The following is a 25,211-nucleotide window of genomic DNA, read 5'->3' as shown; positions in this document are numbered from 1 at the left end:
GAATTCGATTGCGATATTAGGATCGATGGATGGAATCCTCCATTCGTCGATCGTAGGATTTCTCGTATCCAACGGTTGCGTTTGGCGTGATTCGATCGTAGTGCCGCGATCACTCCGCGTTGGGTAAGAGCTCTTCGTCGTCAATGGTAACGCCGACCACGGCGGCACCGATACTATCGCCAAAGACGTTAACAGTGGTGCGGAAGCGATCGAGCAACCAGTCGACGGCGAGAATCAGACCGATGTATTCCAGTGGCAACCCGACCGCGCCGAGTACGATCAGCATGGTAACCAGACCGGCCTCAGGAATTCCTGCCGCACCGATCGCCGCGAGGGTTGCGGTGACCGCCACGATCGCCTGCTCTGCCAAAGTCAGATCCTTCCCGATCGCCTGGGCAATGAAAATGGCGGCGGCGGCTTCATAGAGCGCCGTACCGTCCATATTGATCGTCGCCCCCAGTGGGATCACGAATTCGGTAGATCGCTTGGGGATCCCCGCCGATTCGGCACACTCAAGCGTTACCGGCAGTGTCGCCGAAGAACTCGCGGTGGAAAAAGCTGTCAACAACGCTTGGCTCATCGAAGCGGCAAAGCGGTAAGGGTTCTCACGACGAACGATCCAAAAAATCAGCGGAAGAACTATAAAGGCGTGTATCGCAAGACCGATCAAAACGGCCGCAAAGTACCACCCGATCTGACCGAGCTCTTCGAAAAAACGGCCATCCGCTTGCGCCTTGCCGAATCTCGCCGCCACCAAACAAAAAATCCCGATCGGAGCCACCTTCATCAGGGCCATGACGAACGACAAGAGAGCGTGATTGGCTTCGGTCACAAACTTGGTGATGGTTCGTGTTTCCTCAGGCATCGTGGTCAACAACGCACCAAAGCAGAGGGTGAAGACGATGATCGGCAACAACTGTGTTTCCACCGCGGCCCCAAATAGATTGTCGGTCACCAACATCAGCGCCAGATTCTTCAAGATGACATTGGTGCTCGGTATTTCTTCGTCGTCAGCGGGCAAATCGGAAAACACACTCGCGACTGCGGACTCGCTCAATCCGCTCTCCTCCGCCAATGAACGACGCAGAATCTGATGTGGTTTCTCGGTCGCGCTCGCAAATTTATCGAGCTGTGCCTGTTCGATCGTCCCGACACCCGGACGTACGACGTTGACCACGGCGAGGCCGACGATGACCGCGATCACCGTGGTGCACAAATAGTACATGACCGCGGCTGCACCCGGTTTACCAAGTTTGCGCACATCACCAAGCCCTAAGACGCCACACATGACAGAAGTGAAGACGAGGGGCACGACAATCATTTTGAGGGCACGCAAAAACAACTCGCCGCCGATCTCGAAATGCACCGCAACATTCGGAAACATCAGTGCGATTGCGATCGCCGCCACAATCGCACCAGCGATCCAATAGGTCAACGCGTTGCTATGTTTCGGCGGCTTTGAATGCTCAGTCATATTCGGAATCCTGCGAAAACGCTTGAAAACACGGGTGTAGCGGGCGCGTGTTCATAGCAAACTCGGCCTCGATTGACAGCAGGGCGGCGAGACCCTCGTCATCAAAATACCCGTTTACCTGTCTCGGATGTGTGCCGCCTGTTCAAACGTGACCTAACTTTCATTTGAAGTACCTTACCCCCTTCACTTCCCCCACATGGTAGGAACATGCTCATGGGCCTGTTTCGTTCATCACATTCGGATCGCGGCGGATTTCGTCGAGCCTCATTCGGTACCCTCTTTGTCGTTGGCGGCATCGCGGCGGGCGTATTGATGGGCGTCCCCATGATGCATCAATCGATGACGTCGACTCACGCGCCGGTATCCCTGAGCTGCATCGAACTCCTCCGTGACGGAATTCCCAAACACACCTCGATCATCATCCTCCAAGACGCCCAGGTCCATCCACCGGGCGAAATGGCCCTCAACCTTGGTGAACAGGCCGACTCGCCGATGCTCGGTAAAGTCCAAACCGTCTTGGCACACCCGCGTGCCGCAGTGGTCGTGGACCGTCTGGTTCGCGGAGATGTGCTACCGCGAGGCATGACGCGACGCCCCGGTCCGCAACCGCTGCGACTCAGCCCTGGACGCGAGACAGCTGACGTGGCATTGAAAGAAACCGAAGAAACCGGTGCATTGGTTGTGCATGTCAGTGAAGACCCGACGGCAAAGCTGATTTGCAAAGCCGCCAGTGGACTCAGTCTGCCAATCCCTGAAAGCATGCGGCGGGCGGCGGAAATCCCCGCCTTTTCGCTCCATCCGGCGAGTTTGATTGCGGCGCCACGTGAAGCCTGGAGCTGGTGCGTTGGCAGCGTGCTAGCGATCGTGCTGGGGCTGATCCTGTGCGGCAGCTCCCAGATCGGTTGGTGGGCATTGTTTTCTCCGGTCTCCGCGTTGATCGGGCTACCAGGCGTGATTCTGCGGGGCGGACGAGGCGGAACCATCACTTGGACGATCTCACTGACGGTCGGTTTCGCCGGCCTTGCTGCAGGCTATCACCTCGCGTTTGAAATGGGACGTCTCGGGCAAACCGGAGGAATCTGGATTTGGCAATCGGCTGGATTGCTGGCCGCATCATGCGGCGCCGCCGCGATTGTTGGAACGCTGCTAAGTATCCGCGCCAAGCGTCTGCACCACACCGAAGACGCGTTGTCAGCGATCACGCCAGCGGTCAATTCTAAAAAATCAAAGCGAAGTCGATCGAAAAACGATCCGTCCTCTGACGGGCCAACGACCACGTCTCGACCGGCGGCTCTGCAATCGATGATTTCCGCAAACGACTACACGCGGCGCTATCTCGATCCGAGACTCAACGTCTCAGCAAACATGGAAACGAACCGCGACGTCCAACAGCAAACCGATAGTCTCGAAAGATTGCAATTCGACGCCCCACTGATCATTGAGCTCGCCCGTGGCGAAGACACGATCGAAGCGACCGTGCAGGTGGGATGCCAGAATCTCGTGATGGCAATGACGGACTGTCTCGACGAGAATTTGCGTCTAAGGATGGTCAGTATTCTGGACGACGGACACGTCGTCATCAGCGGCAACGGGGAGGATGACCGACTGACGCAAGCCATCAGCGGTGACGCCTCGAGCTTGCAAGTCTTCTCGACTTCCAAAGCCGCAAAACTCGTAACCAAGCATCTGGAAATCGCCGCGGAAATCGCCGAAAAACGCCATGCGAAAATCGTGACCCTCGCACCGAGTGAATGGCGAGACCTGATTCATTACAGCGAACGGTGCATGGCGGATACGTTGCACCACGCCCATCTCGAAAAATGGGACATCTCCGAAGCCTCGTACGGACGCTTCGCATTTCCGCCTCGCGACGTTGCTGTCCTCGCCATGGCCTAGAGGAGCGTCGAGATTTCGACCGCACCGACTGTTTCACGCCCGGTTTCACGAGAGCCGCCCGCAGACGGTCTTGAATTCGCGGTCCATTACCCATCTTCCAAACCCGTAGATCAGTGAGTAACGCTCTATTCACTCAGCGATGAGTTTTGCTAGTACGTCGCATTGTCCAGTCGCGCACGGACATGTGGCGTTCGGGTTCACGAACGTGAAACATGCGGGTATGCGCGGCAGGCGATTGTCTCCCACCACCCTGCCCTTTCAAACTTGCCCGCCCACTCGTGATCCCAACTCGACTAACGCGAACCATTTTATGGGAGATCCTTCGGATCTTTGTCGTCGCGTTGGTAGTGCTAACGACCATCATCTTGCTGATTGCGGTGGCACGCGAACTCATCCGCAAGGGTCTCGGCCCGATGGCCGTTTTGCATTTGCTGCCGTTCGCGATGCCGATTTCGTTGCAACACGCGGTCCCCGCGACAGCGTTGTTCTCGGTATGCTGCGTCTACGGAAGAATGGCGGCCGATGGTGAGATCAGCACGGTAAAATCATCGGGGATCTCGCCACTGCGACTGCTACAGCCGGCGATCGTTTTTGCCGCACTGCTGAGTCCGATCGCGGTCTACTGCAGTGACATGGCGGTCTCATGGGGAAAGCCCGGCGTTAAACGCGTTGTCCTGCTGTCGATCGAAGACATCGCCTACAAAGTGCTCGAGGCCCAGCATTCCTTTACATCGGATCATGGATTCTCGATTCACGTGCGAGAGATCGAAGATCGGCGAATGATTTCTCCGACCGTGGTGATTCGCGGCCGAGGTGAGGACGCCTTCGAGGTCACCGCCAGTGAAGGGCAACTCGTCATGGACGAGGAACGCCAGGCACTCGTGCTCAAGCTCGTCGACAGCAAAGTGGTGCGGGGGCGTGGATTCGGGGGCACACTTCCCGGCGAATCCACCTTCGAGATCCCACTGGGTAACGCCCTCGGCGAAGAGGACACGTCCTCGATAAGCCCTAGCGAATTGCCACTGCGATTGATCAGTCGGGAAAAATCGCGTCAACGCGAAGACACCCACGCGGCGATCGGCCAACTCGCCGCATTCACCGGCTTCGCACTCCTCCAATCGCGGCCCGAGACGATCGGAGGGCCCGAGGCTCAGGGGATCCATCGTTCGCTCGAGTCCAGCCGGCATCGCCTGACACGGCTCCAGACGGAACCGTGGCGTCGTTGGGCAGAAGGCTTCACATGCTTCTTTTTTGTCTTTGTCGGGGCACCATTGGCGATCCTCGCGAAAACGAGCGACTACTGGACCACCTTCGGCATGTGCTTCCTCCCCATCATTCTGATCTACTATCCCCTGTTCCTGTTTGGGCTTGATCAAGCCAAAGCGGGTGACCTACCGCCCTATGGCGTCTGGACCGGCAACGTCGTCCTCGCCGGCATTGGCACGATTTTGATGACCAAGGTGAGACGGCACTGAGGGAGGCTCAGCTGCGGCAGCACGGCAGCCGCAATGGCTTGCATGTCTCTCGCCTAGCATTAGGTGAAACGCACGCGACGAACGCCCCTACCGCGTTCCCTCGGCATCACAGAAACGGTGGCGGTCAAGCCGATCCTTTGTCAACAAAAAAAGCCGCCTGACGGTGGCACGTCAGACGGCTTGGGATGATCTACCGCTGCGGTATCAGCGGTTCACCAAACGAGCGAGACTCACTCGTCGGTTTTGCCAATCGCAAAGAGTTTGTCTTTGGTGCTGATGTAGATCGTTTCGTTGGCTGCAACGGGGGTGCTGTACACGCTGCTACCCATGTTGATCTCTTCGATCGGCTCGTTGTTCTCGGGGCCGAATTCGAACACACAGACGTCGCCGTCCTCGTCGCCGATGTAAACCTTGCCGTCAGCGATCAGCGGGCTGCCCCAGCTTTGGGCGAACATGTCGTAGGTGAAGTGAACGATCGGCATGCCGTCAGGAGTGCCCTTCGCGTCGAGGCAATGCAGCAATCCGGAAAAGTCGGCGACGTAAAGCACGTCATCTTTGATCGCAACGGTACCGCAGCTCCGGTGCATTTCCTCTTCGAAATCGATTTCGCCGTCACCGTTTTGGTCGGCAAGCGAGTAGTGCCACACGACGGCCGAGTTCGGATTGTCAACGGCCGCTTCGCCTTTCTCTGGTTCAACGGCCTGAATCCGCTTGTGCGCGATCGGGGTTCGTTTGCTGCCCTCCATTTTGACAGCGAGCTGCGGCGAAACATCGCCACGTTTGGTCGGATCGATGCACCACAGGTGGCCTTCGCCTTCACCGTGTTCCGGATCCTGCCCCACTGCGATATAGACGAGTCCGTTATAGGCAACCGGAGTGGCGATCAGGTTATTTCGTGTTCCTTCCCCGCCGAGCACCCATTTGGATGTCTTGGGGTTACAGTCAAACTGCCACAACAATTCGGGCTTGCCGTCTTTGCCCGCATCCGCACGGAAGCTGTAGAGGATGCCGTCTCCGCCGCAAAACATGACTTGCGGCACACCGCCGAGAACTTCGATCGAAGGGCTCGACCATTGGCCGTGAAGGATGTTGCTTCCCGGTGATTGGTCGGTCCACAAAACTTTCCCGGTGTTCTTGTTCATGCAGATGAAGCTCGGTGCATCCGGTGCAGGCAAATTGATGTGGGATTCATCCAATCCATTGCTGGTGTTGACGAACAACAGGTCGCCATAGGATGTCACGCTGCACGAGCACATGTTGTGTTGGCTGACCCCGAGCTCGTCCATCATGTTGAAGACCCAGATCACGTCGGCATCGTGCTTGTCATGAGGTCCAAGCGACTTGAAGATCGAGATCCGGGGGCCGAGTTGTTTGATCGCAAGCTCGCGTTCGACGCCACCGAAGGTGCCCGTGGCTTTCCACGATTTGTTAGGCGCGAGAGTTTCGATTTGGACGTCGTCACCGGCTTCGCTCCCCGCATCGGCGAGTACCTTGCGGAGTGCATCGGTGAGCTTTCCTTCGTTAAGTCGACCAAGTGAATCCTCGAAATCGTCACCCTGTCCGCTATCCATTAAATCACCGACACGTGCCGATTCGTTTTGGACGATCCCATCGTCTTCGTTGTCATAGAAACCTTCGGTATCGAGACAGCGAACCTCACCGCGACTGGTGACAAACCAGAGCCGCTCCCCTTCCACCAAGGGCGCACAGCAAATGCCTTGCAGCGGCCAATCGTGCACGCGGCCGGTGATCAGCTTTTCGCTGCTGTGTTGCCACAGGAAGTCGCCCGATTTCTGGTCGAAGGCGAGCAAGCACCCCAGGTCGACGCTCGATGGGTAACGATCGAGGTAACCGGCGCCGTTGTTGGTACCGACAAAGACCTTCCCGCCCGCGACAACCGGGTTGCCGTAGGTTTGGCTGCCGAGTTCGGCGAACCAGCGAATGTTTTCAGCCTTCGAGCCGTCCCATTCTCCGGTGCGTCGATCGAATTTACCGATGTTCCAGCTTTCGGGCAGGTTTTTGACATTGGGGACGTTGTTACGAACCCGAGTGCCGCCCCATTGTGGCCACTCTTCCCCTTTGCTGAGGATCGTCTCCGGTTCAACGAATTCCTCCATCTTGAGTTCAGCGGAGTCGGTGGCGGGAGCGTTCGTCGATGATTCAGCGGCCACGTCCGGCGCGATCGCTGCGGCACTGACGATGCTCGCGGGCAACACCATGCTGACCGGCGGTTGGCACCCCGTGATGAGGACGGTCGTAATCGCACCTAAAACGGACGAAACGAACATCAAAAACAATGCGGTTATTTCTGTACGAGCCATGGTGGAGGGTTGGAATCTGAGGGGAGTTGAGTGAAGGAGGGTTGGAGCAGACAGCCTAATCACAAAGCGTGATCAGTTCGTTCTCAGTGACTTAGTTGGGAGTTACTTCGAGATTGTCGATCGCGATTTCGGCAACTTTGGCGTTGCCGTACAAACCAGGGCTAGCGGTCATGACCGGCGACTCATCTCGCGCGGTCACCGTCCAGGCTTCCGGTTCAGCTTCGTCGCGAGGCCAGATTTTGCCTTGCAACACGGCAACGGCACTGTCGCCACTGCCTTCGATTTGGGCTCGCAGTTTCATGCGGTACCAACGATCCGGCTCCCAGGGGAAATCAACCGTCCGGGCCATCCGGAGTTGCGGTGACCAAGTTCGGATCTGAACCTGCTGGCTGTTGCCCATCAGGTCGAGGACATAACCGTGGGCGGTCAGTCCGATGTCTGGCATCTGACCGTTGGACCGTTTTCCAAGAACGTCGGCGGCGATGGTGTAGTTTTTCAGATCGCTCGACCCCATCCAGGCACGGCTTCGTGCACCTTTGGGGATCGTGCTGACCTTCACCAAGGCGGGCGATCCATCGACCGGACGGATTTGGTGGCGATAACGAGCACCCACCCAAGACACCGGTGGATCGCTCAGGTCATCGAAGGTGAACTTCCAAGGCAGCGGTGGCACGATTCGAACACGTGTCGTTCCGAACACATCGCCGATAGTCGCCGTGATCGTGGCTGCGTCGTGAGACGCGTCTTGGTTTGCGGTGAAGGTCGCGTTACTGATTTCTCCGGGGCCGGTTACCGTGTAGGTCACTTGGTCGGCCGACGGTGTGGCGAGTTGTTGGCCCAATGCGTTGAACACTCGAACCGACAGATCAACCGACTCACCGGGCTCAAGCAACAGTTCACCGGGGACGATGAGCAGCTGTGCGATGGCGGGGTTTTCGTCGACGGGGGTTTCACCGACGAGTTGTTCGGCCAAGCTAACCGGTTTTTGCGTCGCGGTTTCGTTTCCGACACAGTAAAGCGCCGAAGTACCTTGGAAATACAGTTTCCCGCCCGCGAGGATCGGGGAACCGTAGAAGGCTTCGTCGCGCAGGCGACCTTTGTTGATGAAGTCGACGCCGTCTTCGGTAATTTCGAGAATCGCCCAACGGCCGTTTTCCGTCAAAACGTAAATTTTTTCATCCGCATACAGCAGGCTCGGCCATTGCTTGCGGTCACCGATCGCGATTCGCTCAGCGATCATGTCTCCGCTGTCGGCATCGATCACCCACAACTTGCAGCGGTCGTCGACGATATACAGACGACCGTCGACCACGATCGGGGCACTGCGTCCGATGACGAGCTCATCGAGTTTCCAGAGTTCTTTGACCGTCGTGTCATCACCGGTACCGGAAATCTCGAGTGCGGCGACGGCGCCCATCGCGCTGCCGGTCACATTTTCTTCGCTGTGGCTGCAGTAAACGCGATTGCCATCAATCAGGGGCGTCGCGAACAGGCCGCGGCGTGAAAGGTCGTAGTGCCATAGCGGCTTGCCGGTGCGAGGCTGGAATCCCCAAACGGACCCATCGCCGGCACCCAGGATGATTTGCCGCTGGCCATCGATCGTCGTCAGTGTCGGTGCGGAATAAGTCGTATCATCGGGCAGGTCTCGCGTGCCGGAGAACCAGACCACCTCGCCAGTGTGTTTGTCCATCGCGATCAGGCGGTGGTTCGGTTTGGCAGCATCTCCCCAATTGATGATGACCCCACTGATGATCACCAAATCTTCATGGACGACGGGGAAATTGGTCCGGCCCCCGTACGTGCTGAGCAATCCGAACTGCTCATGCAACGGCTTGCTCCATATCGTCTCGCCCGTTTTTCCGTTGATGCCTAGGAAAAGGCCGCATACACCGAGTGCATAAACATTGCCGGTTTCGGGGTCGGCGACCACGCTGCTCCAACCCACGCGGGTATCAGGCACGTCCGACATCCAGACGTTGAAACGGTTCTCCCAGAGCGTTTCCCCTGTTTCGGCGTCGACACAGACGATTTTCTCGCCTTCGATCGGGGTTCCGGGATCGGCGCGAGTGATGGTGTACAGTCGGCCATCCATGACAACCGGCGTGCTGCGTGCACCCAGGTCATCGCGTTTCCACAACACATTGCTGCCTTCCCCGCCTTCGGCGTCCCAGTCGTCGACCAAGCCTTCTGCCTCGGCGGTTCCATTAAATAGGGGGCCGCGCCAGTAAGTCCAATCCGCCTTGTCATCCGCAGAAGCAGAAAACGTGACAAACATGGAAAAAGCAAAGGCCGATGCGGTTAGCACCGATCGGAACCTTGAGCAGGAGAAGAACGAGTCAACACTTTCAGCGAGGCGAGTCGTTGAGGTCGTGGGGGACATCTAGCAAACCGGATTGGAAGGGAGGGCGGCGGGAAGACGGATGGAGATGTGCCGTGAGGCGCTTGACACTTTAACAGTCAGTCAAAAAATTCGGGAGGAGCCGAGTTGTCGCAGTATATCGATTTGACGAATTCGGTGCGTAATCGATTGGACGGGTCGTCGTGTTTATTGGGGCAGCGCATCGAGCACGCCGTGGCGGACGTTTCATCAGACGCAGATCAACAATCCACGAGTCGCTCATCACGCGGATCGAACTCCGGGTGACAAATGATCAGAGTTTGCATCTTTCCGATCGCTCGGTGCACGACTCCGGGAGGGATCGCGATCGCAGTCATTGGGGTAACCGGTGTTCGAACGCCATCGAGCTCAATCGCCGCATCGGGGCCACACGCCAAGATGACGTAGATCTCGGTGTGATCACTGTGCGAATGGGCACGCGCCGTCGACTCAATCTCAGTCAAATGCACGGTGCCGGGGAACTCAGGAAAGTCGCCAAACGCCCGACGAGCCAAACCGCAGGGGCATGCGACGGGCTCAATCGCCGTCAAATCAACGATTCGGGGCTCAGCCATGGCAAAGGAAGCAGGTAGGAAAACAGGCGGGAAGCTTGGTTTCACAGAGCGTGAAACAGGCAAAACGTCAGTTTACACCGGTTAGGCATCTTGTGCGGGCACTTTGTTCGATGCAACGCAAAACACCGGCAATTCAAGATAAAAGCGCACAAACCTAAAACCTTAACAAGCCTCAAAAAACCAATCCTTCCACTATTCCTGCAAGCCAAGGTCGCCGATATCTCTCTGTGTCCGGGGTTGACTCCTCACCTCGCCCAACTTCACCAAGTTGGCGGGATGAGCCGAAACGACCCTACGACAGACCCAGAAATATCGACAGCGGATGTCGGTATCAGACGGTCTTCCACTAAGACGATTGAGAAACTGCGATGTTAACTCAGAGACAACTGTCTCTGGGACTGATTGGCAAATGTGAACTGAACGAAGTCAGCGGGCCGGGTGTCCGCACCTGGTTCGTAAGTGTTCGCAAAAATGACTCCGGGAAATGATCGTCGGCGACTTCGTCCGACGACCGCGTCCCCAGTCTCCAAACGGTTTGATCGAGTGGCTCCACCGCCTTAATTGGAAACCTGTCTTTCCAATCCCGCAAAATTCTAGAGAGGGAGATTGATCTCCATGAAGCGGACAATCCTAACATTAACGATGGTTTTGGCGAGTTCAGTTTGTAGCCAAAGTTTTGGCTTTGACCTGCTCGACCGAATGCTTGGCATGAAAGGCTGTGGCAGCTCGAGTTCTTGCTGCGAAGCCCCATGCTGTGACGATCCTTGTTGCGAACCAGCCTGTGGTTGCGAGTCAACTTGCTGCGAACCGACCTGCTGCGAACCGGCCTGCGGCGCTGAGTCGACCTGCTGCGAAGTTGCTTCGTGCTGCGAAGCTCCTGCATGCTGCGAGCCTGCTTGCTGCGAACCAGCTTGCGGATGCGAAAGCACCTGCTGCGAGCCAACCTGCTGCGAAGCTCCTGCTTGCTGCGAGCCAGCTTGCGGTTGCGAAAGCACCTGCTGCGAGCCGACTTGCTGCGAAGCACCTGCATGCTGCGAAGCTCCTAGCTGCGACAGCTGCTGCGGAAGCAAGAAGCCAGCTTGCGGTGGTTTGCTGAGCAAACTGTTCGGCAAGAAGAGCAGCTCTTGCTGCGAAGCCCCAGCTTGCTGCGAAGCACCTGCATGCTGCGAAGCTCCTGCTTGCTGCGAACCAGCTTGCGGATGCGAAAGCACCTGCTGCGAGCCAACTTGCTGCGAAGCTCCTACCTGCTGCGAAGCTCCTAGCTGCGACAGCTGCTGCGGAAGCAAAAAGGGCGGCCTGCTGACCAAATTGTTCGGCAACCTGTCCTGCGGCAAGAAGAGCAACTGCTGCGACATGGGCTGTGACACTTGCAGCACCGGCTGCGGATGTGCCGCACCTGTCGCCGCTCCAGTCGCTGCTCCTGCCTACGAGCAAGCCGCACCAATGCCACCAGCACCGATCGTCGATCCAAGTGCCAGCATTTCCCGCAATCGTCGCGTCATTCAGGCCAGTGCCAGCTACGCTCGCTAGTGAATTCGTTCGCTAACTTGCACGAGTAGCACTGCGTCAAACAGACGCGACACGACAACGCCCCAGTGGAAGGAAACTTCTCCTGGGGCGTTTTTTCGTTTGTCAGCATCTCATTCGTTTCACTGCGGCCGTGCCGTTTGACTGGCCCCGTTGCTTGACTGATGCTGCCGCTTGACTGGGGTGTCTTCACGGTAGCCTCTACCTCGAGCCGATCGCTTCGGTCGGCTCGCGTGATCAAGGGAATCCGATTCGATCCGCCAGATCACCGCGTCACTGAACCAAAGCCGCCGATACCGTCATCCTCAGCGATGCGAGGATCGCCAAATACTGATCGACGAAGGTCTTCGCATCCAGATCCGACAGATCATCGATCTTCAATGCGATGCAATCCGCGGACGTTTCCGACCCGGTCGTGGGGTCCAACGAAATCCAATCGTCTTCTGTTTTCGCGATCACCCACGCGTGATACACAAACCGGCTCGACGGTTGTTCCGCCTCGGCGTCCGTTTCAGCGGAATCGGTTTCGGAAGCGGCCTGCCCAGACAAGTGCCGCATCCCAAGTGCCATCCGGGCCGGAACCCCCCGAGCACGAAGCATCGCGATGAGCAGAATCGCATGCTCGGTACTGTCCGCAATATTTGCTTCGGCTACCGCACCGGCGGGCCGAATCCCAACCGACAATGGCTCAAACGACAATAGCGAGTGAACCGTACGATTGAGTTCGATCGCCTTTTCCTGATTACTCATGCCGGTCATGGACGTGGCAACGGCGAGCATCTTGCGAACACCCGCCGAACGATAGTCCACGATCGGCGTCGCGGCGGTGTCTGCGGCCCGAGAGGGTGATTCGAAGATTTCAAATCGCCCCGCGAGTTTCTTCGCCGACACCGGCTGCGCCGCAGTGATGACGCGTTGATGACCTGCGTCGAGAGACTGGACATATTGCCGCGGTGCCACCGGCAAACGCAGCCTCTCCGGCGCAGAGGCGGGTTCCGCATTACCGCCAACGTCGTCGGGCTGCGGCGACAAATCAACATTGATAGCAAGCTGTTTGACGTTCCCCGGCGGAATCGGCTTACCGGGCAGTTGAATCGTGATGGGATACACATTCTCCAAAAACGCTTCCCCCAGCTCCGCATACTGAGCCTCATCACAACGGTAGGTAAAACGACTCTCACCCGTGATGTTGGTTGCCTGAACGACACCTTCATCGTCGTACCAGTAATATCGTTCACGTTGCCGGCCGTCGGCAATCGAAACGACCGCGACCGCTTCATGAAGCGAATCAAGAACCAACCCCTGATCCGTCATTCGTTTCGCCAACGCATCGCTACGGCCGCGGATAAGAAGCGCCGCGAGCGTTTCTTGGATCGGCAACAAGACGGTGGCTTCGCGTCTTTCTCGCGAACGCAGGGGATTGCCCAGCAGCGATTGGTAGACCGCGAGCGGACCTCCCAATGGGCCCTGATGGGGAACGTTTTTCTTTGCACGAGAGGTCAGATGATCGACATCAAAGCGGATGGTGTCTCCAGACAATTCGATGAATTTCGTCGTTTGCAGCGGGCCTCGACGAACGCGACATTCGGTTCTCAACAACTGCCCTTCAGAGGAATGCCAAAAGGTCTGCTCGTTCGCGTTGAGACAAGCGTGGGCGTTTGGACGCCACGGAGCATCGGGAGAGGTATCCTTGCCGCCACGCATCTTGATCAAAGTTCGCTCATTCAACGTGAGCTTGATTTGATCCGAGGTGGTTCGCTGTGACTGCATCATTCCGCCACCGATGACGCCATCGGGTTCGACATGGTGCAGATACCAGAACTGCCAATTCTCTCTAGCTGGCGACGGTTCAGCGGACGGAGGCAAGAGACTCGTCTTCTCGATCCGCACCTCGTCCGACCGTTCTTGCGGCGCAGCCACTTCCCACACCGCCGGTTTGCGAAACATCTCAATATCGTGTCGGTCGGGAACATCACAGCCGACCAACAGCAATCCGGCGACCAGCCCCCAAACGGCTTTCCCGACAAAGCAACGCGGCAACGACAGGCGTATCTTCTCGGTCATCATCGATCCGTCTTTCATTCTCAGATTCCTTTGATTACCTGGCAATCCTGGCCGTGTTCGGTCTCGGGCGTTCCGACGTCTCGATCACACCGGTCCGCCTGTTTTTCTGATTTCCAATGAGTGCCACTGGATTTCTGTTTGGTGCGACACCCGCCACCACGTCAATTTGAGCACGCAAGTGATGGTGTTTTTGTGCAAGGACCGTGTCTGATTCAACACACATGTGTTCTTTTTACAACATAAATGCCGATCAATTTGATCGCATTTGAGGGGCCGGTTGAATGCTTTGAAACGATCCTTCCGTTTGTAACAAAGACATAACACCGCACTATGTTCATTCTGCACGTTTTTTGTGGTTCGAACAGCCTCCGGACGCCTCATCCCCTGCGTAACCTAATTTTGGGTGTTCACCCGACGCACCGGTGAACCGTCTCTCAAAGCTTGCTCGCTCGCTTTTTGAAACGATCTCACTACCGCGTTTCAAGATTTGATCAACAAGATGGGCTTCCTAAAACGCATCCTTCGTCCGACCCCACAAGACGCGACTGATATGCCGGTAGCACCTGGCAGTTTCGAGCGTCTGAGCGACGAAGAACTCCAGGTTCACATGGGAATCAAAACCTATGGCACCTTCGAACTTACCGACGCGATCCGTCCTTCCTACGACGTGCAGATCGCACCTCGCCAAGGTTTTCGCTACGACAAGTACGTCGACGAAGCCTCCGGTGCGACGACGCCCGTCATCATGGCGGCGGCGACGCGGCCGATCCTATTGGACACTTTCCTCGATCTGATCGATCACCTCGGCAACGTTGTCGACGTGGTGCTCGAAACGAGCCATCACAGCAACTCGCACCACGAGGATCTGTATCGTGAGCACATCGACGTACCCGTCTTAAAGAGCATCTTGATGGAATTCGAAGATGTCCTCATCAACGACGGATGCACCGGAATTGCGGTCATCAATCCGATGAAAAAGCAGGAAGTGCAGCTCGACGAACACAAACTGTTGATCGCCTACGGCGCTCCTCTGGATCCGTTCCGCGAAACGTTGATTGGCGCGGACGTTTATCCCGATAACAAGATCCGGTTCATCACCGAAGCCGAGCATGTGCACAGCAGCAGCGAGCGGATGTACGATCGTTTTCTGCAACTACAAACACGCCTTGGCGTCGAAGATGAATCCTCCGAAGACACTGCCGCGTGGTAGTCTGGATCGTTTGACCCCGGGCTGATTTTTCGAATCACGCCCGTTTTTGCAATCACGCCCGTCGCGACGAAGAGAGTGTGCGTCTTTCTTTGCCGCTCTCGCCGAATCGGGCAGTTTCGCTATCCCAGCTGGCCCTCGTGAGACGATAGGGCATGACGTCGGGACGGCCTTTTGGGCCCAATTCCCCACGTCGGCTTCCGCATGGGCCTCGCCCGAGCGTCACCCCGCCCGCGCAACGCCGGCCACCCGGTTGCGGCGTCGGCCCCGGTTGCGGTGACGGCAGACCCGACAGGTGATCTTCGGTTCATCGGCGGCGCCGGTCAAAACGCCCGACCGCCTGTCGTAGACCGCTTGAAATCACGCTTTTTGCTGCAAAGACGCATTGCAAAGCCGGAACCTGATCGTCACACTGTGCGGCCCTTCGGCGAGTCGGCTGATGCATGCGTGTATCGCAACATTCGGGCCGACCGACATAGACCATTCGCCTTTTCTGTTATAGGAAAAACATGCCCCCACGTCCCATGAGCACGCGTAGCCGTGCCCGCAAACGTTCACGCGTCCGCAGCCGTACCCGCAAGAAAGACCCCATTTTCGTCGATGGCCATCGCCCACGTCCGATGTACGTTGACTACAAGGACATCGATTTGCTGTCCAAAATGGTCAATCGTCAAGGACGCATCATGGGACGTCGCAAGAGCGGTTGCACGGCAGCGAGCCAGCACGCCGTGACTTCAGCGGTCAAACGTGCCCGTTTCATGGCCCTCTTGCCATATGTCGGCGAGTAATTTCGCCCAGTGAGCGATTCACCTGCTCGCTACCGGACGCAGCGTCGTGTCGAATTTCGAGACACCGACGCGGCAGGAATTGTGCATTTCTCGGCCTTCTTCCCCATCATGGAGTCGGTCGAGCACCAATTCTTGCGATCCATCGGGGTCGTTGTCCTGCCTTCGCACGACAGCCCCGATTCACTCACGTGGCCGCGAGTTTCGGCCGCCTGTGAGTATCTCGGCCCCGCCCGATTCGAAGATGTCCTCGACATTTCTCTGATCGTCGAGCGTGTCGGCACAAGCAGCGTGCACTACCGCTACCAGATCGACTGCGTCGACAGACCGGTCGCCATCGGTCGCATTTCGGTCGTTTGCTGCCGACTCGGACCGGGCGGAAAACTCAGCAAGATGCCCGTGCCGGATTCAATCCGATCCGCCCTCCTGGCGAGCGATTGAGCAACATTCGCCCCTGAACCTCTCGCCTCTTTTGCATCCACACCATGCCTGCAACCTTTGAAGGATTCGGACTCAAACTCCTCTATCCAGAGAACTGGACACTCGCACCCCGCGGCGATGACGAGGGAGACCAAGGCTTGACGCTGGACCTGCCCAGTGGCGGGTTCCTTTCGATTGAAACTCTTCCAATCACCCGTAGCGACGATGAGATACTCGCCGAGATCGACGAAATGCTGCGAGAGCAATATGGCAACGTCGAAAGCCAAGAGGTCAAGCTAACTGGCGCAAGCGACGGCGAACGCGCGGTGGACCTGAGCTTCTACCACCTGGATTTGGTGGTCTTTTCTCGCGTCGTCCTGCTCGATGCCCCCGATTCCACTCGCAGACAAATGCCGATCGCGGGTCGCCTGTTGATTCAATTCCAAGCCGAGAGTCGCGATTTCGACGAAAATGAAATGGTGTTCTCTGCCTTGCTCAAGCAAATCCGCGACACCGAATAAGCGACTCCGCGAGCAACGGCACGCCTCGCGGACCGATCCCATCACTGCGGACCCGCGGCAACTCACCGGCCGGCATTTCCATGAGCGGCAGCGCGATCCGCTTTGAATGCTCTCGACCGACGTCACCAACGACTCGCGATCATGCTCAGATCCACGAGCATCGCACCAATCACGCTGCCGGCGATTGCCACTAAAACTGCAGCCATGAAGTCGATTCGCGTTTGCCCGGAGTCTCGACAGAAAAGCATCGCGGCCCCCACCGCCACGACCGCGGAAAACATCAGCGCCATCATCATGCAGCCCGCTCCGGGCGACTTCATCAAAAACGTGACCGGTGAGATCCGCCAATCCTGAAACTCATTGACCTGATCCAAACTCACCTCGGTACTGACGCCGACACCGGCCGACTGGTGGTCTCCTCCTGAATAAACAAGGTGAAAGCGATCTCCGTCCACCCGATAGTCAAACAACTCCTGGTCGTAGGCGTTGAGATCGCCCCGGCCCAACCGCGTGATGCGAATCTTCGATAAATCACTGGGCCAACGCTCGTGGTCGGCATGATACGCGTCCAGGCTTTTCTCGGCCGCACGCAGTCTTTCCTCGATGAGCTCAGCGACCCGTGGATGAGTCTCCCCGAAAGTGCCGAACAGGACCCACGCGAGACAGAGTGAACCGAACATCGTGGCGGCGCCGCTGAACGCTCCCCATTGCCAGTCATTTCGCCTCAGCAGACGCCCCGAGGCGGCTTGCAAAGCAAAACAGCCGATCACGAAGCCATAGATTCCGGCAATCCGCATCCCACCGAACCAAACGCCAAAGCCGGTCACGAATGCAAATAAATCGGTAATCGAAAGCCGCTGGGCGTGACGAGGCCTGAAAAGTTCAATTCGCCTGGCTCGAGTCATTCGATCACGTCATGCGAGTGTGAAAGCAATAAAATCAAAACGATTCAACCGGCCTCGTCGTTATCCCAGCCGCCCGATCGCTCACGAAAACATTTCTTCGATCTGTTCAATGTAGTCGAGCGCCTCCTCGGGCTCTTCCACTTCGATACCGGGAACCCGCCCATGTCGATCACAGTCACCGAGAACCAACAGATCTTCGTACAACGGATGGGCGACCAATCGCTTGCGATGCCGTGCACCGATCGTCCGATCCATGATCTTATGCACATCCATGTGACGAGCGATCAACCAAGCCGTCCGCGGTGAGATAAAGCCTTCGAGAGCCTCGAGTCCGGCGGCAACATGATCATCCCTATCGATCGCTTTACCGACGTCATGCAATAGCGCCGCCAACAAGAACTCTTCGTCATAAGGCATCGCGTCTTTTGCCAACGCGTACACCTGCATGCTGTGATAAAGCGCGTCACCTTCGGGATGCCAGCGAGGGTTTTGCTTGACCTTTTCTAACGGCATCAGCAAAGACAAGAACACATTGGCTCGATCGGGACACGCATCCATCTCAGAAAACCGGCTGATCTGCTCGTTCGCTTTGAGGCCGTGCTCGATCGCGATCAGCCGCTCGAGATCACCCGAGCCAGCCCGTTCGATCGGCTTGCCGGTGATCGAACATCGAAAACGATATCCCATGAGTGCGGGAGCATAGACCGTGATCTCAATCGGAAAGGCGTCTTTGACATGGACGTGTGTGAACACTCTCAATTCACCGTCTTTTTGCAGACGTTTGCGTTCGACTTCATAGTGCACCCCTAAATCATCGAGCATGATCGTGATCGAATGGACATTCGCGGCGAAAACATGCACGTCAATGTCGGAGCCTTCCCGCACACTCCCCTTGAGCACACTACCGATCAATTTGGGATGAAACGGTGCGAGCTTGCGCAACCACCAAGCCGCCCGCAATCGCATATCGAGCAATCGACTCGCCGAGCCCTCAGCACCTTCGCTGAGCCGAGTGAGCTGCAAAACCTGCTCACGGATTTCCGCATTCGTGGGAAGATCGGCGGGCTTGATCCAGCCTTTGTAGATACGCCGCGCTGCTTTTTGTTTGGCGGTGTAGTACTCGCTGACTTCTCGCGAGTACATCAGACGTGCCGCCTCCCAAGCGATTTGGCGACGCAATTTTTTCGAAGACATTCTGGGAGCTTGTCGATGCAAGCTCAGCACAAATCGAACAAAGAATCAGAGAACGGTTTATTGTCGACCCGTCACATCGCAAGTGTCAAGTCGTCCCGCCCCACCGCCGCTCGCTGGCAGCACTCAACTGCGATGCAAAGGCGTCTAGTTTTCAACAGGTGGAGGCAGGATGTCGATGCCAAATCCGTCCTCGGGCAAGGCCAGTGGATCCAGCGGTGAAGCGTCTGTTTCATCATTCTGTTGAGGTGGAGGCAATTCACTTTCGCCTGGCTTGGCTCCGGACGTTTCTTTGCCCTTGGCGTCTTCGTTTGCTCCCGATTGTCCACCCGAAAACAGACTACCGAGCGTGGAACCTAATCCACCGAGCAGGCTTTCACCCGTCGCAGGCTTCGGATCTGTCTCGGACGCAGGCTGCGAAGGAGCAACGGTTTCGGCGCGTTCTAAAACGGATCCGCCCGCGGACTCATCCACAGGGCCCGTCGCTGCTCTGGCGGGCACTCCCCCGGGGCCGCCCATTTCGACCTCAATCTCTCGTATCGAATCACCCCGCACGACACCGAGCGTTACCGAGTCGCCAGGGTTCAACAGCGCGATTTCACGGAGCAACCCGTTCGTGTCACGGATCAATCGTCCCGAGACAGAAACGATCCGATCGTTGGGTTTGAGACCGGCGATCTCGCCCGCCATCCCCGCATTAACGATCGCAACCAAAACACCTCGAAGAGGACTCGCATCGCGAGCCTCGACACCGAGGGACGCCCGTGGTTGAGCGAGCGTCGGACCTTGTTTCGATCGATCCAGGGGTGGCTTGGCGGCGGATCGAGCCTCACCCGAAGACGAATCATCTGGCCGTCGCTCGGTATCACCGGCCAAGTCATCGGTCAAAACGGAAACCGGTCCCGCGATGGTAGCCAGTTTCGTTTGGTAGAGCCGTCCGTTGCGGAGAATATGCACCACCGCCTGAGCCCCCGCCTCCACCCGGCGCTGAGCCGCCGCGACCGCTTCCACCGAATCGGTACGAATTCCGTCGATCGAGACAATCACGTCCCCGGGACGAATGCCCACCGACGGAGCTTTGGAATCGGGAGTGAAACCGAGCACTTGCAATCCGCGGTACGTGCCCGCTGCCACCGGTGACACCTCGATCCCGAATGTGGGTGCGGCGTCCTGATCGCGTTTCGCATCCGCGGAAGATTTCGCGTCCGCAGCGTTCTGTTTCCCGTTACCCTGTCTCGGAACAGGGGTCGCGAGCACTCGATTGCCTTCAGAACTTGCGGGTGTTTGGGGCTGCTCAGCAGGCGGCTGAGGCACTCGCCGTGCTTCGATCCGCGCCCGCAATCTTTCCATCAAGCGTTGTGCCGATGCTGGCTGGCAGAAGGCGCCTTGGACAACCACCAACAACACCACGCCGACGAACGTCAATACAACGGATCGTGACTTTTTCGAGGAAACCGACACAAACATTCGTAAAACCTAAGGAATTAACGGACCACCGCCACAAATTTTGATTCTCGAGAACGAAAACCACAGGCCAGATAAGAACCAGTCGACGAAGGACCGTCAATTGAAGATTCGGCTGAGCCCCCCCCAATCATAGAGGGATCATCTGCACAGTCCATCCGATCCAGACGATTTCGAGCAAAGACGGTAAGTTGTCGTTATGTGATCCATTCAAAATTGGTCCGTCCTCCTTCAACGATGTGTCAATCCGCGTCGGTCAGTCGATTCGCCACCATGCCTCACGAGTCCCTCGCCCAACCCGTGCCGGCGTCCACCACGGCAGATGGTTCGAAGCCCGCAAACGCGTCCATCACCGTTTGGAAACTCTCGACCGCCGAGCTGGCGACCGCGCTGACGCACACCTTCGATCGCATTTCCCCCGCCCGCGCCGGTATCGTCACCGATCAGCTCCGCGGGATCCTGAAGGCCCAAGCCACGGACCGGTTGGTCGTGCTCGCAGCGTCAACCGATCCGCCACAACTCCAGCAAAGCCTCCTCGCCATCGCGATGCTCCCGGAATCAGGCGACACCGCAACGATCCTGCATGTCGATTGGGTCGAGCCGAATCGGACCGAGAGGGAGTCTCACCAGACCGTTGGGAATACATCCCAAGACCGCAGCAAAACCGATTCGACAGTTGGGGACACCGGTTTGGCCACCGGTTCTGAATCGACCAAAAACCAACTCGGCGAATCACTATGGCAACGTCTCAGCGGCATTCTCGCCGAACGTGGTATCCGTTTTTTGCAGTGGGCAACCGACCCGGCATCGCCACCGTCTGATTCAACCGGCGAGTTACCGCGGGCCTCCGCCAACGAGTGGCCGCAGATCTTGCACTTCGCCCAAATCGGAACTCTCGAGTATCTCGCACTGGACTGTGATGGAGAGGGGCGGTGGAGCTCCACGCGGGGCGAGACTCGCAAGACAAGCAGTCAAAAAACGACCAACGCTCCGGCGCGTGACCCCTTTTCGCTGAAGCTGCATCCGCTCGATCAAGACGATTCGGACCAAAAAGTCGAATTCGAAAAGCTCGTCCAGCGGACGTATGTCGATTCGCTGGATTGCCCACCGCTGGAACGGTTTCGTACTGTCAGCGAAATCATCACCGGATACCGGATCGTGGATGCTTACGCGCCCGATCTTTGGTACACCGTTCGTCTCGACCACCCTGGCCAAGCAAGCACCGGTGCAGATGATGGTGAACGTCAAACCGAGGAAAACGTCGAAAGCATCATCGGATGCGTGATTTTAGCCCGACACAGTGGCTCGTCGTCACGCAACAACGAACAAACCAACCCGGCTTCGGTCATCGAACTGGTCTACATGGGAATCGCCCCTGAATATCGTGGGCGTGGTTCCGGTCAACAAATCATGCAAATGATCGAGGACGTCTGCCAACAACAAAACGCGGAACGTTTAATCCTTGCCGTCGACCGAAATAATCACCCCGCTATCGCGGCCTATCGCGGTATCGGGATGCAGCCGCTGTTTCGCGAAACCGTTTGGGGCCGGTCACTCACCGACGCCGGATGATGCAACTGCCGCCACGACGACGGCAGACTGAATATGTCCAGCGAAACGCTTGAGAGCAAAGCGTCCTACGAAGTCACGCGTCCGCGTGGGCCGAGACGGCCGAACATGCGATCAAGCTCATCACGGCTGAAGAACAACGCAGTCGGACGACCATGGGGACAGTGATGAGTGTCTTGGTACAGATCTTTCTGTTCGAGCAGACTCGTGATCTCTTCAGGCGACAACGGATCCCCGGCTTTCACCGCCGCTTTGCATGCCACGGTACTGAGCAGATGATTGAGGAGATCTTTCGGATTGGGATCGCGTCCCGCCCCCATCACCGATTCCAGAATCGTACGTAACATCTCCGCCGGATCTTTGCTCGGCATGATTGCCGGATACGACTGAATCAAAATTGTCTCACCGCCGAAGTCTTCGATTTCCAACCCGATCCGTGCCAGCGTGTCTTTGACTTCAAGCGCCGTCGCCCGCTCCGCAGGAGTCAAGGAAACCGGTTCCGGGACGAGCAAACGCTGTGCTTCGAGAGACGCGTTTTCCCCGAGCACTTTCTTGCACACCCTCTCATACAGGACGCGTTCATGCAGAGCGTGTTGGTCGATCACGACCATGCCCTTTTCGTCTTGCGTGACCAAGTACCGATTGTGAACTTGGAAACCGAGATAACAAACACTCGGCGACGGACGAGAACCATCCGATGCACCAGAGTTTTCACCCGCAGCTCCGACACCCGCACCGGACACCGAAACAGTCTCTTGATCCCACGGAGCCCTGTCATCGGCAGCCGCGCGATCTCCGACGCTTCCGCTCGACGGCGAGCCGACTTCACCGACGGGTCCACGACCGGATATTCCAAGCGGTGAGGAGGCTCCATCCGGAAACGGCCTAAAATCGGCAACGCCCCCCAGACCGGTCGCGTTGGAAGGCTGCTGAGTTGGATGAATCGGCGACGAATAGACCGGCGATCCATCGATGCGATTCACACTCGAGGCGGACGAGCCGATGCCGGCGTCAGATCGATTCGAAGACTCCTGGCCGGTGCGAGCCCATTCGATAACGGATTGGCGTTGTTGATCGACTTCACGGGCCGGCATCCCCATCACCGACTCACTCTGCGTCCGCAACGCATCCCCTTCGACAGGCTCAGGCGCCGGCGCCGAACCCACTCGGTGCGTCATGTCGGTCGAAAGAAATCGTTGTCGCAGTGTCTGCAACAGACGACTGTAAACCCGGCCGCTGTCGGTGAATCGCACCTCGAGTTTCGCCGGATGAACGTTGACGTCGATCATTTCCGGTGGCATCGTCATCCTTAGGAAACACACCGGATGACGCCCCACCATCAACAACCCGCGGTAGGCTTCGCCGAGGGCATGTTGCAATGCACGGTCGCGAATATGCCGCCCGTTGAGGAACAGGTACTGCATCCGGTTGTTGCCGCGATTAACGGACGGGTCACAGGCAAAGCCGAAAATTTTGACTTGCGCGTCATCACTCTCGATCAAGATCAACGATTCAGAAATTTCGGTCCCAAAGAACGCTTCGATGCGATCGGCCCAACGCGGCGTCGGCAACAAGTCGAACATTTCTTTGTCACCGTTGCGCAAAACGAAATGAACCTTCGGGTTGGCTAACGCCAAACGTGTAAACGCCTCAACAATGTGCCCACGTTCGGTCTGCGGCGTTTTCAAAAACTTGCGTCGAACCGGCGTATTAAAAAACAGATTGCGGACTTCGATGGTCGTCCCGACCGGACACCCGCATGGACCGGGTGATTCAATCACGCCACCGCGAATGTCGATCTGGCTACCACTCGACGTGCCCTCCGCACGGCTGCGAATCGTCATCTGCGAAACGCTCGCGATCGACGCCAGCGCCTCGCCCCGAAACCCGAGCGTGCCGACATGAAACAGCGAATCGTCCTCGGGCAGTTTGCTCGTCGCGTGGCTGGTCACCGCGAGCGGCAATTGCTCGGCCGTCATGCCACAACCATCATCGCTAATCCGAATCATCTCGACGCCGCCACCGGCGATCGTCAGTTCGACCCGCGAGGCACCTGCATCAATGCTGTTTTCGAGTAATTCTTTGACCACCGAAGCGGGCCGCTCGATCACTTCACCGGCAGCGATCTGGTTGACCAATTGGGGTGGCAATTGGCGGATAATCCGCGGGCCCGCTGGTGGCTGGGCCGGGGATCCCGATGAATCGGCGGAGACGGTGCTGGACGATGCGGGGGTGGTGGTAGCGCTCATGAGATTGAATGTAACGAATGAGACTCTCTGGACAATCGCAAACCCTACCCGGGCCACGCTAGTGACGCCCCCCGGTGTTCGGATTGCACAGAAAAAGAGGCTTGCCTCCGCTTTAACGACCAACCTCCACCCATCGTGACATTCGGCGGCCGAACGCCCCCTGACCGCCACCGACCTCATACCCGCATCCGGGGCGTCACGACACTGCCCCCAATGGCACGGCCGGGATCAATCGTATTAGCCAAGATCCTGCGCCGAACCAAGCTCTACGCGTGGAGTACTCGGTACCGCCTGAATCGCACCGGCAAGCGTCATCATCCGATGCACCAACACCACATTGATCAGTGCCACCGCGGGAGACAAACAAACAATTTTTGCGGCATAATTCGCCTGCAATTCAATCAGGCGTTCCCAGGGTTCTAGCGAGAGGATCCCCGCCTCCGCTGCCAACATGCTCGCCCACCCCAATCCTGCGACGACGAGCAGGATCAGCCATCGCGTCTTTCGTGAGCACAATCCGGCGATCACGTTTCCCAACAACGCGGTCAACATCGCCAAGCCGAGATACCCAAACGCAACCAAATATTGACCGCCGTCTTGGGAAACCCGCATGACAGTAATCAACAGGGCGACGATGACGGTCATCACCATCAGCCACCCGATCGAGGCCTTTTGGTGGCGTTCCGAATTCGCTGGCCTGACAACCCAGGGTGGGATGCGTGTCATTCGCAACACAAAAACCTGGATCATTGCGACAACGGCGCTGACCACGGTCAACTCGACAAGGCTATCGCTTTGAATCGAAAAAACGACGCCGCCAATCAGAATCGCCGCAGCCGCCATCGCCAGATGAGAAATCCTGAATCCCGGCGATAGCAAAATCGCGGCAAGTGTGGGCGATCCGATCATGAGGCTAATAAACAACACCCAGTCCCACGGACTCTCGCCGTCAAAACCCGTCATTCGCTCAATCGCGAAAAACGCGATGAACTGGCCGACTAGGTACACCGTCGGCATCACCCACCAATTGCGTCCCATCGCGAACTCGCGAAACCGCCCCCGTCTTCTGCCACGCTGCACCTTGCTTTCACGCTGCGCCTTGCTCTCACGCTGGCCGCTGCTCTCACGCCTATCGCTGCTGTCACGCTGACCCATGCTGGCCTTTGGGGTTTTCAATGCACTCAACCAACC

18 protein-coding genes are annotated in these 25,211 nt (G+C 57.4%); 7 read left to right on the top strand and 11 right to left on the bottom strand.

From position 1 onward, the window contains the following. Positions 1-109 precede the first annotated feature (109 nt). Positions 110-1,474, bottom strand: coding sequence for a dicarboxylate/amino acid:cation symporter (locus NB063_RS11315; RefSeq protein ID WP_250928834.1), 1,365 nt, complete (start codon positions 1,472-1,474; stop codon positions 110-112). Positions 1,475-1,687: 213 nt separating this feature from the next. On the opposite strand from NB063_RS11315, the gene NB063_RS11310 reads away from it, so the two are divergent. Continuing rightward, a complete protein-coding gene (locus NB063_RS11310) occupies positions 1,688-3,370 on the top strand; it encodes a hypothetical protein (RefSeq protein ID WP_250928833.1) in 1,683 nt (560 codons plus the stop codon). A gap of 278 nt (positions 3,371-3,648) precedes the next feature. Beyond that, positions 3,649-4,845: an LptF/LptG family permease gene (locus NB063_RS11305; RefSeq protein WP_250928832.1), complete on the top strand. Its 1,197-nt coding sequence runs from the start codon at positions 3,649-3,651 to the stop codon at positions 4,843-4,845. 230 nt (positions 4,846-5,075) lie between these two features. Here the strand turns inward: NB063_RS11305 and NB063_RS11300 are convergent, their stop codons facing one another. The 5 genes from NB063_RS11300 to NB063_RS11280 all read right to left on the bottom strand — a co-directional run bounded on the left by NB063_RS11300 (position 5,076) and on the right by NB063_RS11280 (position 13,727). Next, positions 5,076-7,166, bottom strand: a complete 2,091-nt coding sequence (locus NB063_RS11300; RefSeq protein ID WP_250928831.1) for an outer membrane protein assembly factor BamB family protein — start codon at positions 7,164-7,166, stop codon at positions 5,076-5,078. A 91-nt stretch (positions 7,167-7,257) separates the two neighbouring features. Then, a complete protein-coding gene (locus NB063_RS11295) occupies positions 7,258-9,441 on the bottom strand; it encodes an outer membrane protein assembly factor BamB family protein (protein ID WP_250928830.1) in 2,184 nt (727 codons plus the stop codon). 323 nt (positions 9,442-9,764) lie between these two features. Further along, positions 9,765-10,118: a cupin domain-containing protein gene (locus tag NB063_RS11290; protein ID WP_250928829.1), complete on the bottom strand. Its 354-nt coding sequence runs from the start codon at positions 10,116-10,118 to the stop codon at positions 9,765-9,767. A 593-nt stretch (positions 10,119-10,711) separates the two neighbouring features. Continuing rightward, a complete protein-coding gene (locus tag NB063_RS11285) occupies positions 10,712-11,473 on the bottom strand; it encodes a hypothetical protein (RefSeq protein ID WP_250928828.1) in 762 nt (253 codons plus the stop codon). Positions 11,474-11,918: 445 nt separating this feature from the next. Further along, positions 11,919-13,727 (bottom strand): transglutaminase-like domain-containing protein, encoded by a 1,809-nt coding sequence (locus tag NB063_RS11280; RefSeq protein WP_250928827.1) that lies wholly within the window; start codon positions 13,725-13,727, stop codon positions 11,919-11,921. A 481-nt stretch (positions 13,728-14,208) separates the two neighbouring features. On the opposite strand from NB063_RS11280, the gene NB063_RS11275 reads away from it, so the two are divergent. From NB063_RS11275 to NB063_RS11260, 4 genes are all read left to right on the top strand, one after another. Further along, positions 14,209-14,919, top strand: coding sequence for a hypothetical protein (locus tag NB063_RS11275; protein ID WP_322975122.1), 711 nt, complete (start codon positions 14,209-14,211; stop codon positions 14,917-14,919). A 521-nt stretch (positions 14,920-15,440) separates the two neighbouring features. Next, positions 15,441-15,704: a 30S ribosomal protein S18 gene (rpsR, locus tag NB063_RS11270; protein ID WP_250928825.1), complete on the top strand. Its 264-nt coding sequence runs from the start codon at positions 15,441-15,443 to the stop codon at positions 15,702-15,704. 9 nt (positions 15,705-15,713) lie between these two features. Then, complete coding sequence (locus NB063_RS11265; protein ID WP_250928824.1) at positions 15,714-16,142, top strand: acyl-CoA thioesterase; 429 nt, start codon at positions 15,714-15,716, stop codon at positions 16,140-16,142. A gap of 44 nt (positions 16,143-16,186) precedes the next feature. After that, positions 16,187-16,642 carry a hypothetical protein gene (locus NB063_RS11260; protein ID WP_250928823.1) on the top strand — a complete coding sequence of 152 codons (456 nt, stop codon included), beginning with the start codon at positions 16,187-16,189 and terminating at the stop codon, positions 16,640-16,642. Positions 16,643-16,764: 122 nt separating this feature from the next. Here the strand turns inward: NB063_RS11260 and NB063_RS11255 are convergent, their stop codons facing one another. From NB063_RS11255 to NB063_RS11245, 3 genes are all read right to left on the bottom strand, one after another. Further along, positions 16,765-17,547, bottom strand: coding sequence for a hypothetical protein (locus tag NB063_RS11255; protein WP_250928822.1), 783 nt, complete (start codon positions 17,545-17,547; stop codon positions 16,765-16,767). A gap of 81 nt (positions 17,548-17,628) precedes the next feature. Next, the gene (locus NB063_RS11250) at positions 17,629-18,741 is read right to left on the bottom strand and encodes an HD domain-containing protein (protein WP_250928821.1); all 1,113 of its coding nucleotides are present in this window, start codon (positions 18,739-18,741) and stop codon (positions 17,629-17,631) included. Between the two features lie 144 nt (positions 18,742-18,885). Further along, on the bottom strand, positions 18,886-20,205 hold the full coding sequence (locus tag NB063_RS11245) for a PDZ domain-containing protein (protein WP_250928820.1): 1,320 nt from the start codon (positions 20,203-20,205) through the stop codon (positions 18,886-18,888). 270 nt (positions 20,206-20,475) lie between these two features. On the opposite strand from NB063_RS11245, the gene NB063_RS11240 reads away from it, so the two are divergent. Continuing rightward, positions 20,476-21,774: a GNAT family N-acetyltransferase gene (locus NB063_RS11240; protein ID WP_250928819.1), complete on the top strand. Its 1,299-nt coding sequence runs from the start codon at positions 20,476-20,478 to the stop codon at positions 21,772-21,774. Positions 21,775-21,839: 65 nt separating this feature from the next. On the opposite strand, the gene mutL is transcribed toward NB063_RS11240, so the two are convergent. Both mutL and NB063_RS11230 read right to left on the bottom strand, forming a co-directional pair. Further along, positions 21,840-24,020, bottom strand: coding sequence for a DNA mismatch repair endonuclease MutL (gene mutL / locus NB063_RS11235; protein ID WP_250928818.1), 2,181 nt, complete (start codon positions 24,018-24,020; stop codon positions 21,840-21,842). A 237-nt stretch (positions 24,021-24,257) separates the two neighbouring features. Beyond that, a complete protein-coding gene (locus NB063_RS11230) occupies positions 24,258-25,205 on the bottom strand; it encodes a hypothetical protein (RefSeq protein ID WP_250928817.1) in 948 nt (315 codons plus the stop codon). Positions 25,206-25,211 lie beyond the last annotated feature (6 nt).

The organism is Aporhodopirellula aestuarii (assembly GCF_023701485.1).
Taxonomy (GTDB): domain Bacteria; phylum Planctomycetota; class Planctomycetia; order Pirellulales; family Pirellulaceae; genus Rhodopirellula; species Rhodopirellula aestuarii.
Note: the sequence above shows the minus strand (reverse complement) of the source record. Positions and strands in the feature narration are given on the sequence as shown.